The organism is Actinokineospora bangkokensis (genome assembly GCF_001940455.1).
GTDB lineage: Bacteria > Actinomycetota > Actinomycetes > Mycobacteriales > Pseudonocardiaceae > Actinokineospora > Actinokineospora bangkokensis.
This window is the reverse complement of record NZ_MKQR01000032.1, coordinates 18,359-31,428: the sequence shown is the minus strand read 5'-3', so window position 1 is coordinate 31,428 and position 13,070 is coordinate 18,359. Positions and strand designations below refer to the sequence as shown.

10 protein-coding genes are annotated in these 13,070 nt (G+C 73.2%); 8 read left to right on the top strand and 2 right to left on the bottom strand.

Annotated features, from left to right (window positions below; translation table 11 throughout):
- Window positions 1–97: 97 nt before the first annotated feature.
- Together BJP25_RS31050 and BJP25_RS31045 are read left to right on the top strand one after the other, a co-directional pair.
- Entirely contained in the window at window positions 98–301 is a 204-nt protein-coding gene (locus BJP25_RS31050) for a cold-shock protein (RefSeq protein WP_075978634.1), read from the top strand.
- A 173-nt stretch (window positions 302–474) separates the two neighbouring features.
- Window positions 475–2,850, top strand: coding sequence for a Tex family protein (locus tag BJP25_RS31045; RefSeq protein ID WP_075978633.1), 2,376 nt, complete (start codon window positions 475–477; stop codon window positions 2,848–2,850).
- Between the two features lie 287 nt (window positions 2,851–3,137).
- Here BJP25_RS31045 and BJP25_RS31040 read toward each other — a convergent pair whose 3' ends face one another.
- Entirely contained in the window at window positions 3,138–4,121 is a 984-nt protein-coding gene (locus BJP25_RS31040; protein ID WP_075978632.1) for a LacI family DNA-binding transcriptional regulator, read from the bottom strand.
- Window positions 4,122–4,528: 407 nt separating this feature from the next.
- Between BJP25_RS31040 and BJP25_RS36410 the strand changes: the two genes are divergently transcribed.
- Complete coding sequence (locus BJP25_RS36410) at window positions 4,529–5,881, top strand: fibronectin type III domain-containing protein (protein ID WP_143219407.1); 1,353 nt, start codon at window positions 4,529–4,531, stop codon at window positions 5,879–5,881.
- Here BJP25_RS36410 and BJP25_RS31030 read toward each other — a convergent pair.
- Window positions 5,862–7,109, bottom strand: a complete 1,248-nt coding sequence (locus BJP25_RS31030; protein WP_075978630.1) for an ROK family transcriptional regulator — start codon at window positions 7,107–7,109, stop codon at window positions 5,862–5,864. The genes BJP25_RS36410 and BJP25_RS31030 overlap by 20 nt on opposite strands.
- A 203-nt stretch (window positions 7,110–7,312) precedes the next feature.
- Between BJP25_RS31030 and BJP25_RS31025 the strand changes: the two genes are divergently transcribed.
- Genes BJP25_RS31025 through BJP25_RS31005 form a run of 5 tightly spaced genes read left to right on the top strand, consistent with a single transcriptional unit; the run spans window position 7,313 to window position 12,992 of the window.
- Window positions 7,313–8,977, top strand: coding sequence for an ABC transporter substrate-binding protein (locus BJP25_RS31025; RefSeq protein ID WP_075978629.1), 1,665 nt, complete (start codon window positions 7,313–7,315; stop codon window positions 8,975–8,977).
- On the top strand, window positions 8,974–9,990 hold the full coding sequence (locus BJP25_RS31020) for an ABC transporter ATP-binding protein (RefSeq protein WP_075978628.1): 1,017 nt from the start codon (window positions 8,974–8,976) through the stop codon (window positions 9,988–9,990). The genes BJP25_RS31025 and BJP25_RS31020 overlap by 4 nt, the downstream gene beginning before the upstream one ends.
- Complete coding sequence (locus BJP25_RS31015; protein WP_075978627.1) at window positions 9,987–10,967, top strand: ABC transporter permease; 981 nt, start codon at window positions 9,987–9,989, stop codon at window positions 10,965–10,967. The genes BJP25_RS31020 and BJP25_RS31015 overlap by 4 nt, the downstream gene beginning before the upstream one ends.
- Window positions 10,967–11,998 carry an ABC transporter permease gene (locus BJP25_RS31010; RefSeq protein ID WP_075978626.1) on the top strand — a complete coding sequence of 344 codons (1,032 nt, stop codon included), beginning with the start codon at window positions 10,967–10,969 and terminating at the stop codon, window positions 11,996–11,998. Before BJP25_RS31015 ends, BJP25_RS31010 begins: the two co-directional genes overlap by 1 nt.
- A gap of 10 nt (window positions 11,999–12,008) precedes the next feature.
- Window positions 12,009–12,992 (top strand): ABC transporter ATP-binding protein, encoded by a 984-nt coding sequence (locus BJP25_RS31005; RefSeq protein ID WP_075978625.1) that lies wholly within the window; start codon window positions 12,009–12,011, stop codon window positions 12,990–12,992.
- Window positions 12,993–13,070 lie beyond the last annotated feature (78 nt).

The following is a 13,070-nucleotide window of genomic DNA, read 5'->3' as shown; positions in this document are numbered from 1 at the left end:
TGGTGTGCTTGACTGCCCGTGGTCGTCCGGTGCACGTGCGTGATCGGCGGCCACGGCGCCCGCAGTGGGCGCCGGAGAGGACAGCTAGGAGATCAGCATGGCGCAGGGCACCGTGAAGTGGTTCAACTCCGAGAAGGGGTTCGGCTTCATCGCCCCCGACGGTGGCGGACCGGACGTGTTCGTCCACTACTCCGAGATCCAGACCAACGGGTTCCGCACCCTGGAGGAGAACCAGAAGGTGACCTTCGAGGTCGGGCAGGGCGCGAAGGGGCCGCAGGCCACCGGGGTCGTCCCCATGTGAGTCTCACCGCCGAGGCTTCCGGGCCCCGTCCCCTGGTGGGGGGCGGGGCCCGTCGGCGTCCGGGGGGTTGTCCACAGGCCGGTGCCCCGTGGGCCCGCGCGGCCCCCCGGTCCGCAACAATGGCCGGGACAGCGACGTTGACCGCACGGCAGGTACTTGGGAGAGCGCAGCGAATGACAGCGCCAGCGCAGCAGATCAACCAGCGCATCGCCGAGGAGCTCGGGGTGCGCGAGCGGCAGGTCGGCGCCGCCGTCGAGCTGCTCGACGGCGGGGCGACGGTGCCGTTCATCGCCCGGTACCGCAAGGAGGTCACCGGCACCCTCGACGACGCCCAGCTGCGCACCCTGGAAGAGCGGCTGCGCTACCTGCGCGAGCTGGAGGAGCGGCGCACCGCGGTGCTGGAGTCCATCCGCGAGCAGGGCAAGCTCGACGACGCGCTGGCCGCGCAGGTCATGGCCGCGGACTCCAAGGCCCGGCTGGAGGACATCTACCTGCCGTTCAAGCCCAAGCGGCGCACCAAGGGCCAGATCGCCCGCGAGGCCGGGCTGGAGCCGCTGGCCGACGGCCTGCTCGCGGACCCGTCGGTGGAGCCCAGGGCGGCCGCGGCGGCGTTCGTCGACGCGGACCGGGGCGTCGCCGACGCGCAGGCCGCCCTCGACGGCGCCCGGGCGATCCTGGTGGAGCGCTTCGCCGAGGACGCCGACCTGATCGGTGAGCTGCGCGAGCGGATGTGGACCAAGGGCGTGCTGGCCAGCAAGGTCCGCGAGGGCAAGGAGGCCGACGGGGCGAAGTTCGCCGACTACTTCGACTTCTCCGAGCCGTTCACCAAGCTCCCCTCGCACCGGGTGCTGGCGATGCTGCGCGGGGAGAAGGAGGACGTGCTCGACCTCGTCCTGGACCCGGACCCCGAGGTCGACCAGACCGCCGTGCCGCCGGTGCGCACCGATTACGAGGCGAGCATCGCCCAGCGCTTCGGCGTGGCCGACCGGGGCAGGCCGGGCGACAAGTGGCTGCTCGACACGGTGCGGTGGGCCTGGCGCACCCGCATCCTGGTGCACCTGGGGGTCGACCTGCGGGCCCGGCTGCGCCAGGGCGCCGAGGACGAGGCCGTGCGGGTGTTCGCGGCGAACCTGCGCGACCTGCTGCTCGCCGCCCCGGCGGGCACCCGCGCCACGATGGGCCTGGACCCGGGCTTCCGCACCGGGGTCAAGGTCGCGGTGGTGGACGCGACCGGCAAGGTCGTGGCCACCGACACCATCTACCCGCACGTGCCCCAGCAGCGCTGGGACGAGGCGCTGGCCACGCTGGGCAGGCTCGCCGCCGAGCACCGGGTGGAGCTGATCGCGATCGGCAACGGCACCGCCTCCCGGGAGACCGACCGGCTGGCCATCGAGCTGATCAAGAAGCTGCCGCAGCTCGGGCTGACCAAGATCGTGGTGTCCGAGGCGGGCGCGTCGGTGTACTCGGCCTCGGCCTACGCCTCGCAGGAGCTGCCCGGCCTCGACGTGTCGCTGCGCGGGGCGGTGTCCATCGCCCGCCGGTTGCAGGACCCGCTGGCCGAGCTGGTCAAGATCGACCCCAAGTCGATCGGCGTCGGGCAGTACCAGCACGACCTGTCCGAGGTGAAGCTGTCGCGGTCGCTGGACGCGGTGGTCGAGGACTGCGTGAACGCCGTCGGCGTGGACGTCAACACCGCCTCCGCGCCGCTGCTGACCCGGGTGTCGGGCATCGGCGCCGGGCTGGCGGAGAACATCGTCGCCCACCGCGACGCGCACGGCCCGTTCCGCAGCCGCACGGGCCTGAAGGACGTGCCCCGGCTGGGGGCGAAGGCGTTCGAGCAGTGCGCGGGCTTCCTGCGGATCCCCACCGGGGACGACCCGCTGGACTCCTCGTCGGTGCACCCGGAGGCCTACCCGGTGGTGCGCCGGATCCTGGCGGGCACCGGCGGTGACCTGCGCGCCCTGATCGGCAACACCGGGGCCCTGCGCGCGCTGCGCCCGCAGGACTTCACCGACGAGCGGTTCGGCCTGCCGACCGTCACCGACATCCTGGCCGAGCTGGAGAAGCCCGGCCGCGACCCGCGCCCGGAGTTCAAGACCGCGACCTTCGCCGAGGGCGTGGAGAAGATCGCCGACCTCAAGCCGGGGATGACCCTGGAGGGCGTGGTCACCAACGTCGCCGCCTTCGGCGCGTTCGTCGACGTCGGCGTGCACCAGGACGGCCTCGTGCACGTCTCGGCCCTGTCCCGCACCTTCGTCAAGGACCCCCGCGACGTGGTCAAGTCCGGCGACGTGGTGAAGGTCAAGGTCCTGGAGGTCGACATCCCGCGCAAGCGGATCTCGCTGACCCTCCGCCTCGACGACGAACTGCCCACCCCGGGCGCGCCCGCCGCCAACCGCCGCGACCAGAACCGCGGCGGCCAGCGGGGTGGTCAGCGCGGCGGCGGCGGCGCGAGCGGTGGTGGCGGGCAGCAGCGCCGCCGCGAGCAGCAGGCCCCGGCCAACGGCGCCCTCGCTGATGCCCTGCGCAAGGCCGGCTACCGCAAGTGATCGCCCTGCGGCAGGTCGCCACCGCGACCTGCCGCAGGACCTCGGCCCACGCGCGGACGTCCCCGGTCCGCAGACGCGAGGCACCGTTGGCGCGAATGCGCCGGCGCGGGCAGCCGCACGATCCAGGCTGACCTGCCCCGCCCAACCGGCTTCCGTCCCACCAAGGCTCGACGGCGGGAACCTGGCGTGAAGTGGCCAGGTCCACCGGGCCGATCGCTGGTGCGCGGCGGCCCCGGCTCGTCGAGGAGCCGCGGACCCGGCAGCCCCGGTCCGACCTGATCCGGGGATCAGGCGGAGGTGCGGACGACGAGTTCGGTGGGGACGACCACGGGGTCGGTGGGGAAGGGGTTGCCCTCCAGGTTGGCCAGCAGCATCCGGGCGGCCGCCTCGCCCACCGAGCGGGCCGGGCGGCGGACGGTGGTCAGCGGCGGGTCGGCGTGGGTGGCCAGGTCGCTGTCGTCGAAGCCGACGACCGCGACGTCCTCGGGAACGCGCCTGCCCGCCGCGCGCAGGGCGTCCAGGGCGCCGAGTGCGGGCAGGTCGGCGTGGGCGAAGACGCTGTCGAAGGTGGCGCCCGCGGCGAGGGCGTCGGCGGTGGTGGTCGCGCCCGACTCGCGGGTGGCGGCGGGCAGCACGCGGTGGGTGACGCGGTGGCCCGCGGCGGTGAAGGCCTCCGCGAAGCCCGCGTCCCGCTCGCGGGCGCAGCGGGTGCCGCCGGTGGCCAGGACCAGCGGCCGGGTGCGGCCCGCGGCGAGCAGGTGGCGCGCGGCGGCGCCCGCGCCCGCCCGGTGGTCGGCGACGACGCAGGCGAACCCCGGGTGCTCGCGGCGGTCGTCGACCACGGCGATCGGCAGGCCCGAGGCGTGCAGTTCGGCCAGGTAGGACGGCTGGTCCGGGGGTTCGACGAGCAGCGAGGCGTCGAAGGACTTGCCGGAGACGCGCCGGGCGAAGCGGGTGAGCGCGTCCGGGCCGCGGTGGGTGGTGCTGACCAGCAGCCCGTAGCCGTGCTCCTCCAGCACGTCCGCGACGCCCTGGAGCACCGCGGCCGTCCACGGGCTGGCGAGGTCGGGCACGAGGATGCCGATGGTCCTGGTGCGCCCGGTCGCCAGGCCCACCGCGCCCGCGCTCGGGGTGTAGCCGGTGGCGGCGATGACCTCGCGCACCCGGATGGCCGTGGCCGCGTCCACCTCGCCGCGGTTGTTGAGCACCCTGGACACGGTCGCCTTGCTGACCCGCGCCCGGCGGGCGACGTCGGCGATGGTCACTCGCATGGACAGCCCCCGGAGGTCGGCGTGGGAAGGTCAGCATAGCGAGAACGGGCACCGAGGCGGCCCACCCGGGCGAAAATCCCACACCGGCCGCCCGGTGGCGCAGGTTGACCCTTGGCGAACCGGGCGTCGCCAGCCGTCAGGTGGCACCGCGCGTCACCGCGCCGCCACGTGTCCGCCGCGACGACAGGGGGTGCCGTGGGTGTGCCACGCGGCGCCTGCGAACCGTCCCGCGTACGGGCAGCGCTGGTTTTCTCATCCGCGGGGCACAGCCCACCGCCGATTCCTGGCAGTTCGGCACGGTTGTGGCGCCCTCGCCGGACACCCTACGCTTCTCGTCGTTTCCGTTGCAGGACAACGGTTTTGAGCACTCCTCACGGTTGGTCCACGGGTTCTGGGAGGCAGAGGGCATGCGCAGGAGATCGAAGATCACAGCGGCGGTGGCGGCGGTCGGGCTGGCCATCGGGGGCGCGGTGGCGCTCGGCGGCGGGAGCGCGTCGGCGGCGACGACCGGCACGGTGCAGGTGGAGCGGGCGTGCTCCGGCCCCCAGTTGCAGGGGAAGCCGGTGCGCGCCACGTTCACCGCCACCTACTCCACGCCGCTGTTCCTCTACCCGCCCGCGTCGCCGGTGCAGGTCGGCGGCTCGTTCTCGTTCCCGGTCACCGGGTTCGCCGGGGCGGCCACGGTGGACGTGGACGGCACCGCGCTGCTGCGGATGACCGACAGCCTGGGCCGCACCACCGAGCGGCCGATGGTCGTCTACGCGCACGACCTGCCGACCGGGGCGCCGGGCGGCTACGCCACCGCCGCCGTGCGCTCGTTCACCCCGTACCTGCCCGACGCCAGCGGCTCGACGAAGATCACCGTCGACCTGGTGGACCTGTCCCTGACCGTCACCCCGGTCAGCGCGCAGGGCACCCCCGTCGGCGCGTTCGACACCACGTGCGCGGGCTCGGACCGCTGGCTGGACCTGCCGATCGTCAACGGCATCGCCGACGGCATCCAGGGCGGCGACGTCACCGGCATCACCGACGTCACCGCGACCAGCGTCAGCCTCACCTGGAGCCGGGCGTACTTCGTCTTCGGCGACATCGCGGACTACGAGGTCCTGGTGGACGGCAAGCCCGCGGGCGTCATCACCACCGGCCTCAGCGGCACCGTCACCGGCCTGCAGCCCAACACCGACTACTGGTTCACCGTGAACGCGCGCACCCCCACCGGCTTCGGCACCGGCGGAGCAGGCCCGATGCACGCCAGGACCGCCCGCAGCGACAAGGTGCAGGCGACCTACGCCGCCACCGGCGGCACCAGGTTCGCCTCCGGCCTCGCGGGTGAGGTCTCCGGCACCCTCGCCACCACGGTGACCACCTCCACCGGCGCGACCGCGGCGAAGCTGGAACTGGCGCCCACCACCGTCGCGGGCAACTACGGCGGGGTGTTCCCCGTCTCCGCGCGGGTCACCCTCACCGAGCAGGCGCCCACCACCGGCACCCTGACCGCGGGGACGCTGACGACCGAGTCCACCGTCAGCGCCCGCTTCGACGGGATCACCGTGTTCGGCTTCCCGGTGAAGGTGCCCGCCACCTGCGGGGCGGACGGCGTGCCGCTGCGCCTGTCGGCCGCGGGCTTCGGCCAGGCGGGCGGCACCGCGACCGGTGGGTACCAGCTGGCCAAGCCCACCGGCTGCGGGGTGAACGGCCCGCTCGTGTCGAGCCTGTTCTCCGGCCGGACCAGCCTGGAGCTCACGCTGGCGAAGCGGTAGTGCCCAGCACCCCGCGCCCACCGGCCGCCCGGTGGGCGCGGGGGTCGGCGCCGCGGGCCAGCAGCGCGGCGACCGGCAGCGTGGCGGCGCCGACGGCCACCGCGTCCGGGCCCAGCGTGCACAGCTCGATCGAGGTGCGCTCGAAGGCGTGGCGCAGCGCGTGCTCGGCGGTCGCGGCGCGGATGCGCGGCAGCAGCCGGGCGCCGAGCAGCAGGCCCGCCCACCCGCCGAGCACGATCCGCTCGGGGTTGAACAGGTTCACCAGGTTGCCGATGCCCGCGCCCAGGTAGCCCACGGTCTCGTCCAGGACGGCGGCCGCGGCGGGGGAGCGCTCGGCGGCGTCGAGCAGGAACGCCAGCCGCGCCGGGTCGTCCCCGCGCGGCACCGGCTTGCCGGAGCGGGCCCTGCGGTAGCGGTCGAGGATGCCCTCCGCGCCGACGTAGGCCTCCAGGCAGCCGCGCGCGCCGCACCGGCACCCCCGGCCGCCGTAGACCAGCGTGGTGTGCCCCCACTCCCCCGCGCTGCTGGTGGCGCCGCGGTAGGTGGCGCCGTCGGTGACGACCATCGCGCCCACGCCCGAGCCCAGCAGCGCGATCACCGCGTGCTCGGCCCCGGCACCCGCGCCGAACCACATCTCGGCCTGACCCAGCGTCTTGGCGCCGTTCTCCAGGTGCAGCGGCCAGCGCAGCCCGCCCGCCCGCAGCAGCTCCGCCAGCGGGACCCCGTCCCAGCCGATCGTCTGCGCGTGCACCCGGCTGCCGTCCTCGACCGTGCCCGGCACGCCCACCCCGACCCCGAGCAGGTCGTCCACACCGGACTCGGCGAGCAGGTCGCGCACCGCGGCCACCACCGAGCGGACGACGTCGGCGGGGTCCGGGCGGGTGGAGGGCATGGGCCGTTCGGCGGTGGCCACCCGGCGCAGGCCCAGGTCGAACAGCTCCACGCGGGCCCCGGTCTCACCGAGGTCGACGCCCACGACGTGCGCGTAGCCGGGGTCCACGCGCAGCAGCGCGCGCGGGCGGCCGCCGTCGGAGTCGACCTGGCCCGCCTCCACCACCAGCCGGTCCTCGACCAGCTCGGCGGTCAGCGTGCTCACCGTCGCGGCGCTCAACCCCGTGCGCGCGCCCAGCTCGGCCCGGCTCAGCGGGCCGTGGAAGAACAGCGTGCCCAGCAGGCCGGAGCGGTTCTGCCTGCGCAGGTCCCGCACCGTCGCGCGTCGTCGGTCCATCGCTCCCCCATCCGGCCGACCACCACCCTACCTTCGTTCGCGACTTGAACTAAGGCTCGATTTCGTTACCGGGGGGTTATTGACGGTGGCGGCGGTGAGCTAGTTCACTCGACACCGTCCCACGTTGTCTAGACCCATTGGTCTGGACCGAAACCCCGTCCCCGACGCCCCGGAGCACCGAGGCCCTGGACCCTGGAGGACCGATGCGGATCCGACGACGCGCCGCGCTGGCCACCGCCGCCTTGCTGGCCCTGACGCTCACCGCCTGCGGCGGCGGGGGGTCGTCCACCGCTGGGGCGGGAGCGGGCGTGCTCACCGTCGGCATGCCGAACGGCCCGCAGACCGAGAACCACAACCCGCTCATCTCCACCTCCGCGAGCGCGTCGCTGGGCTACCGGTACGTCATCTGGGAGCCGCTGGTGATGACGTCGCAGACCGCCCCGGACCGCGAGGGCAAGCCGTGGCTGGCGACCAAGTGGGACTGGTCGGACAACTACAGGAAGCTCGTCCTGACCATCCGCGACGGCGTGACCTGGTCCGACGGCAAGCCCATGACCGCCGCCGACGTCGCCTACACCTTCACGCTGCTCAAGAGCACGAAGGCGTTGAACATCAACGCGATCCCCTGGGGCGACATCACCTCGTCCGGCAGCACCGTGACGGTGACCTTCCCGACCTCTCAGTTCGTCAACCAGATCAAGATCCTCAACCAGGTCGTGCTGCCCCAGCACCAGTGGTCCACCTTCGCCGACCCGGCCACCGACCCGGTCAAGCAGCCGATCGGCACCGGCCCCTACACGCTCAAGTCGTTCACCCCGCAGACGACCACGCTGGTCGCGCGCGAGGGCTACTGGCAGACCGCGCCCGAGGTCAAGGAGCTGCGGTACACCTCCTACAACGACAACAACGCCCAGACCACCGCGCTGGCCAACGGCTCGGTCGAGTGGTCGTTCGTGTTCATCCCGAACTACAAGTCGGTCTACGTCGACAAGGACCCCGAGCACCACAAGCTGTGGTTCCCGCCGACCCTGGCCATCCACGGGCTGTTCCTCAACACCGAGCAGGCGCCGTTCGACAACCCGGCCCTGCGCCGCGCGATGAGCAAGGTCATCAACCGCGAGGACATCTTCCAGCAGGGCGAGGCGGGCTACTTCTACCCCAAGGTCGACAACGTCACCGGCATCCCCACGCCGGCCGGCGAGAGCTTCATCTCCGACAAGTACAAGGGCAAGACCACCGGCCTCGACGTCGAGGGCGCCAAGCGCGAGCTGACCGGCGCGGGCTTCACCCTCAACGGCGACAAGCTGCTCGACCCCACCGGCAAGCCGGTCTCGATCACCCTGTCGAACCCGGCGGGCTGGTCGGACTACATCACCGACCTGGAGATCATCAAGGACAACCTGTCGGGCATCGGCATCACCGCCACGGTCGACAAGGCCAACCAGGACGCGTGGACCACCGCCATCGACACCGGCCAGTTCCAGGCCTCGCTGCACTGGACCAACTCCGGCGCGACCCCCTACGACATCTACCAGTCCGTGATGGACGGCGCGCTGTACAAGCCGGTCGGCACCCCCGGGGTCAACGGCAACTTCGGCCGGTTCAAGAACGACACCGCCACCAAGGCGCTGGAGACCTACGCCAACGCCGACTCCGACACCGCGCGCAAGACCGCCATGGACACCCTGCAGGACGTCATGGTCGAGCAGATGCCGGTGATCCCGGTGATGGCCGCCAACGCGGGCGCGGAGTACAACACCAAGAACTGGGTGGGCTGGCCCTCGGCCGAGGACCCCTACGCCGACGCGCAGCCGACCCTGATCAACGCGCTCGACGTGGTGCTGCACCTCAAGGCCGCGGGCAAGTGACGACCGCGTCCGCGCGACCGGTGGCCGCCGACGGCGACGTCGTGCTGGCGGCCACCGGTCTGACCAAGCACTTCCCGGTGCGCCGGGGGCTGCGCGAGGTGCTCGCGCGGACCCGGCGGGCGGTGCGCGCGGTCGACGGGGTCGACCTGGAGCTGCGCCGGGGCCGGGTGACGGCGATGGTGGGCGAGTCCGGGTCCGGCAAGTCCACCATCGCGCGCCTGCTGGCCCAGCTCTACCCGCACACCTCCGGGCGCATCAGCCTGCACGGCGAGGAGGTGTCGGTGCGCGGCGGGCGGGCCTTCCGCCGCTACTGCGCCAAGGTGCAGATGGTGTTCCAGGACCCGTTCGCCTCGCTGAACCCGGTGCACACCATCCGCTACCACCTCACCCGCGCGCTCACCGTGCACGGGCGGATGGGCCCGGGGGCGCTGGAGGAGCTGCTGACCCGCGTCCAGCTCACCCCGCCGTCGCGGTACCTGGACAAGTTCCCGCACGAGCTGTCCGGCGGGCAGCGGCAGCGGGTGGCGATCGCGCGGGCGCTGGCCGCCGACCCCGAGGCGCTGCTGGCCGACGAGCCGGTGTCGATGCTCGACGTGTCCATCCGCCTCGGCGTGCTCAACCTGCTGCACGACCTGCGCACCCGGTTGGACCTGGCGATCCTCTACATCACCCACGACATCGCCTCGGCCCGCTACTTCGCCGACGAGGTCATGGTGATGTACGCGGGCCAGGTCGTCGAGGGCGGCGGCGGGGAGGCGGTGACCCAGCGGCCCGCGCACCCCTACACCCAGCTGCTGGTGGACTCCGCGCCCGACCCCGACCGGCTCGGCGAGGCCAAGGACGGCGGCCGCGGCGAGCCGCCGTCGCTGATCTCCCCGCCCCCGGGCTGCCGGTTCGCCCCGCGCTGCCCGCACGTGATGGCCCGGTGCACCGCCGAGCAGCCGCCCAAGCTGGCGGTGGACGACGACGGGCACTGGGCGGCCTGCTGGCTGCACGCCGGGGAGGCCTCGTGAGCCACGTCCTCAAGCGCGTCGCGTTCTACCTGTTCACCGCCTGGGCGGCGGTGACGATCAACTTCTTCATCCCGCGGCTGATGCCCGGCGACCCGGTGCAGTCGCTGATCAACCGGGCGCAGGGGCAGATCGACTCCGAGGCCATCGGCGCCCTGCGCGCGCTGTTCGGGCTGGACGAGGACAAGTCGTTCCTGCGGCAGTACCTGGACTACTGGGGCCAGCTGGTGCACGGCGACCTCGGGTTGTCGTTCACCTTCTTCCCCACCCCGGTCTCGTCGGTGCTCGGCGACAGCCTGCCGTGGACGCTGCTGCTGGTCGGCATCACCACCGTCGTCAGCTTCGTGCTCGGCACCCTGCTCGGCGTCCTGGCGGGGTGGCGGCGCGGGTCGTGGTTCGACCTGGTGCTGCCGGTGACGACGTTCCTGTCGTCGATCCCGTACTTCTGGCTCGGCCTGATCGCCATCACCCTCTTCGCCGGGGTGGACGGGCCGTTCCCGTCCTCGGGCGGCTACGACCCCGGCGTGCTGCCCGGCTGGGACCTGGACTTCCTCGGCAGCGCGCTGGAGCACAGCCTGCTGCCCGCGCTCACCATCCTGGTCACCTCGATGAGCGGCTGGGTGCTGAGCATGCGGAACATGATGGTGACGGTGTCCGGCGAGGACTACATCACCGTCGCGCACGCCAAGGGCCTGTCCGAGCGGCGGGTGATGTTCGGCTACGCCGCGCGCAACGCCCTGCTGCCCAACGTCTCCGGCTTCGCGCTGTCGCTGGGCCTGATCGTCGGCGGCACGCTGCTGGTGGAGATCGTCTTCTCCTACCCCGGGGTCGGCTTCCAGCTGTTCCAGGCCGTCGGCGCCAAGGACTACCCGCTGCTGCAGGGCATCTTCCTCGTGATCACCCTGTCCGTGCTCGTCGCCAACCTGGTGGCGGACCTGGCCTACCTGGTGCTCGACCCCAGGACCCGGAAGGAGGGCTGATGGCGCTCCCGACCACGGACGCGGTGCCCGTCGAGCCGCCCGCCCCCGGCCGCGGCACCCGCCGCCGCGCGCTGCGGTTCCTCACCGGCTGGAAGGCCGTCACCGGCACCGCCGTGCTGCTGTTCTACTGCGCGCTGGCGCTGGCGGGGCCGTGGCTGGCGCCCTACGACGCCTCCAAGCGCTCCAGCGACATCCTGGAAGGGCCCTCGGCCCGGCACTGGTTCGGCACCACCCACCTGGGGCAGGACATCTTCAGCCAGGTGCTCGTCGGCGCCCGCGGCGTGGTGGTGGTCGGCCTGGTGGCGGGTGTGGTGGCCACCGTCCTCGCGGTGCTGGTCGGGGTCACCTCCGGGTACCTGTCCGGCGCGGGCGGGGAGGGCCTGTCGGCGCTGTCCAACGTGTTCCTGGTGATCCCGGCGCTGCCGCTGATCATCATCATCACCTCGATCCTGCCGGAGACCACCGACCTGACGATCGCGCTGGTCATCGGGCTGACCTCGTGGGCGTGGGGGGCGCGGGTGCTGCGGGCGCAGACGCTGTCGCTGCGCAAGCGCGACTACGTCGAGGCCGCGCGCGCCACCGGGGAGAAGACCTGGCGGGTCATCGGCTTCGAGGTGCTGCCCAACCTCACCGCGGTGATCGCCGCCAGCTTCGTCGGCACGGTGATCTTCGCCGTGCTCTCCGAGATCACCCTGGCGTTCATCGGCGTCTCCAGCGTCTCGGAGTGGAACTGGGGCACCATCCTGTTCTGGGCGCAGAGCCAGCAGGCCCTGGCCCAGGGCGCGTGGTGGTGGTTCGTCCCCGCCGGGCTGGCGATCGCCCTGCTGGGCACCGCGCTGTCGCTGGTCAACTTCGGCATCGACGAGTTCGTCAACCCCCGGCTGCGCGGCGGGGGCGGTGGCGTGCTGCGCGCCGAGGACGGCACCAGGGCCCGGATGCGCCTGGGCTTCACCCCCGTGCTGCCCGACCCGCGCCGGGCCGCCCCGACCGCCCACGAGCCCACCCCGGTGCTGCTGGAGGACAAGTCATGAGGCACCCGCGATGAGCGACCCCGTCCTGGAGATCAAGAACCTCGACGTCGACTACGGCGTCGGCCCCGGCTCGGTGCGCGCGGTGCGCGACGTGAGCCTGACCCTGCACCGCGGCGAGGTGCTGGGGCTGGCCGGGGAGAGCGGCAGCGGCAAGTCCACGCTGGCCTACGGCATGCTCCGGCTGATCGCCCCGCCCGGGGTGGTCCGCGGCGGGCAGGTGCTCTACCACGCCCCCGGCGCCGCGCCGGTCGACCTGCTGACCTTGAGCAACGCGCGGCTGCGGGCGGTGCGCTGGAAGGAGATCGCGGTCGTGTTCCAGGGGGCGATGAACTCGCTCAACCCGGTGCACACCGTGGCCCAGCAGCTCACCGACGTCATCGCCGCGCACGAGCCCACCTCCACCAGGGCCTCGCGGCTCGACCGGGCCCGCGAGCTGCTGGACCTGGTGGGCATCAACGCCGAGCGGCTCGACAGCCACCCGCACCAGCTCTCCGGCGGCATGCGCCAGCGCGTGATGATCGCGATGGCGCTGGCGCTGGAACCGCGCGTGGTGGTGATGGACGAGCCCACCACGGCGCTGGACGTGGTGATGCAGCGGCAGATCCTGGCCACCCTGGTGCGGCTGCGCGAGCGCGTCGGGTTCTCCGTGCTGTTCATCACCCACGACCTGTCCCTGCTGGTGGAGTTCTCCGACCGGATCGCGGTGATGTACGGCGGGCGCATCGTGGAGTCGGCGCCCGCGGGGCAGCTCTACCGCGACTCCCTGCACCCCTACAGCGCGGGCCTGCTCGACTCGTTCCCCGCGCTGCGCGGCCCCCGGCGGGAGCTGTCGGGCATCCCCGGCTCCCCGCCCGACCTGGCCGCGATGCCCACCGGCTGCGCCTTCCACCCGCGCTGCCCGCGCGCGTTCGAGCCGTGCGCGGACCGGGTGCCGGTGCTGGCCGCACCCGGTGGCGCGGGCGGGCGCGACGTCGCCTGCTGGCTGCACAGCTGACCGTTCCCGACACCAGGCACCCGGCGCGGGGCACCCGGCAACCCCGGGGACCCGCGCCGGGGCCGCGAAGGAGACGAC

Bases quoted from the DNA above. Each gene is read 5' to 3' on its own strand.
- BJP25_RS31050 (WP_075978634.1), top strand. From the start codon at position 98: ATGGCGCAGGGCACCGTGAAGTGGTTCAACTCCGAGAAGGGGTTCGGC.
- BJP25_RS31045 (WP_075978633.1), top strand. From the start codon at position 475: ATGACAGCGCCAGCGCAGCAGATCAACCAGCGCATCGCCGAGGAGCTC.
- BJP25_RS31040 (WP_075978632.1), bottom strand. From the start codon at position 4,121: ATGCGAGTGACCATCGCCGACGTCGCCCGCCGGGCGCGGGTCAGCAAG.
- BJP25_RS36410 (WP_143219407.1), top strand. From the start codon at position 4,529: ATGCGCAGGAGATCGAAGATCACAGCGGCGGTGGCGGCGGTCGGGCTG.
- BJP25_RS31030 (WP_075978630.1), bottom strand. From the start codon at position 7,109: ATGGACCGACGACGCGCGACGGTGCGGGACCTGCGCAGGCAGAACCGC.
- BJP25_RS31025 (WP_075978629.1), top strand. From the start codon at position 7,313: ATGCGGATCCGACGACGCGCCGCGCTGGCCACCGCCGCCTTGCTGGCC.
- BJP25_RS31010 (WP_075978626.1), top strand. From the start codon at position 10,967: ATGGCGCTCCCGACCACGGACGCGGTGCCCGTCGAGCCGCCCGCCCCC.
- BJP25_RS31005 (WP_075978625.1), top strand. From the start codon at position 12,009: ATGAGCGACCCCGTCCTGGAGATCAAGAACCTCGACGTCGACTACGGC.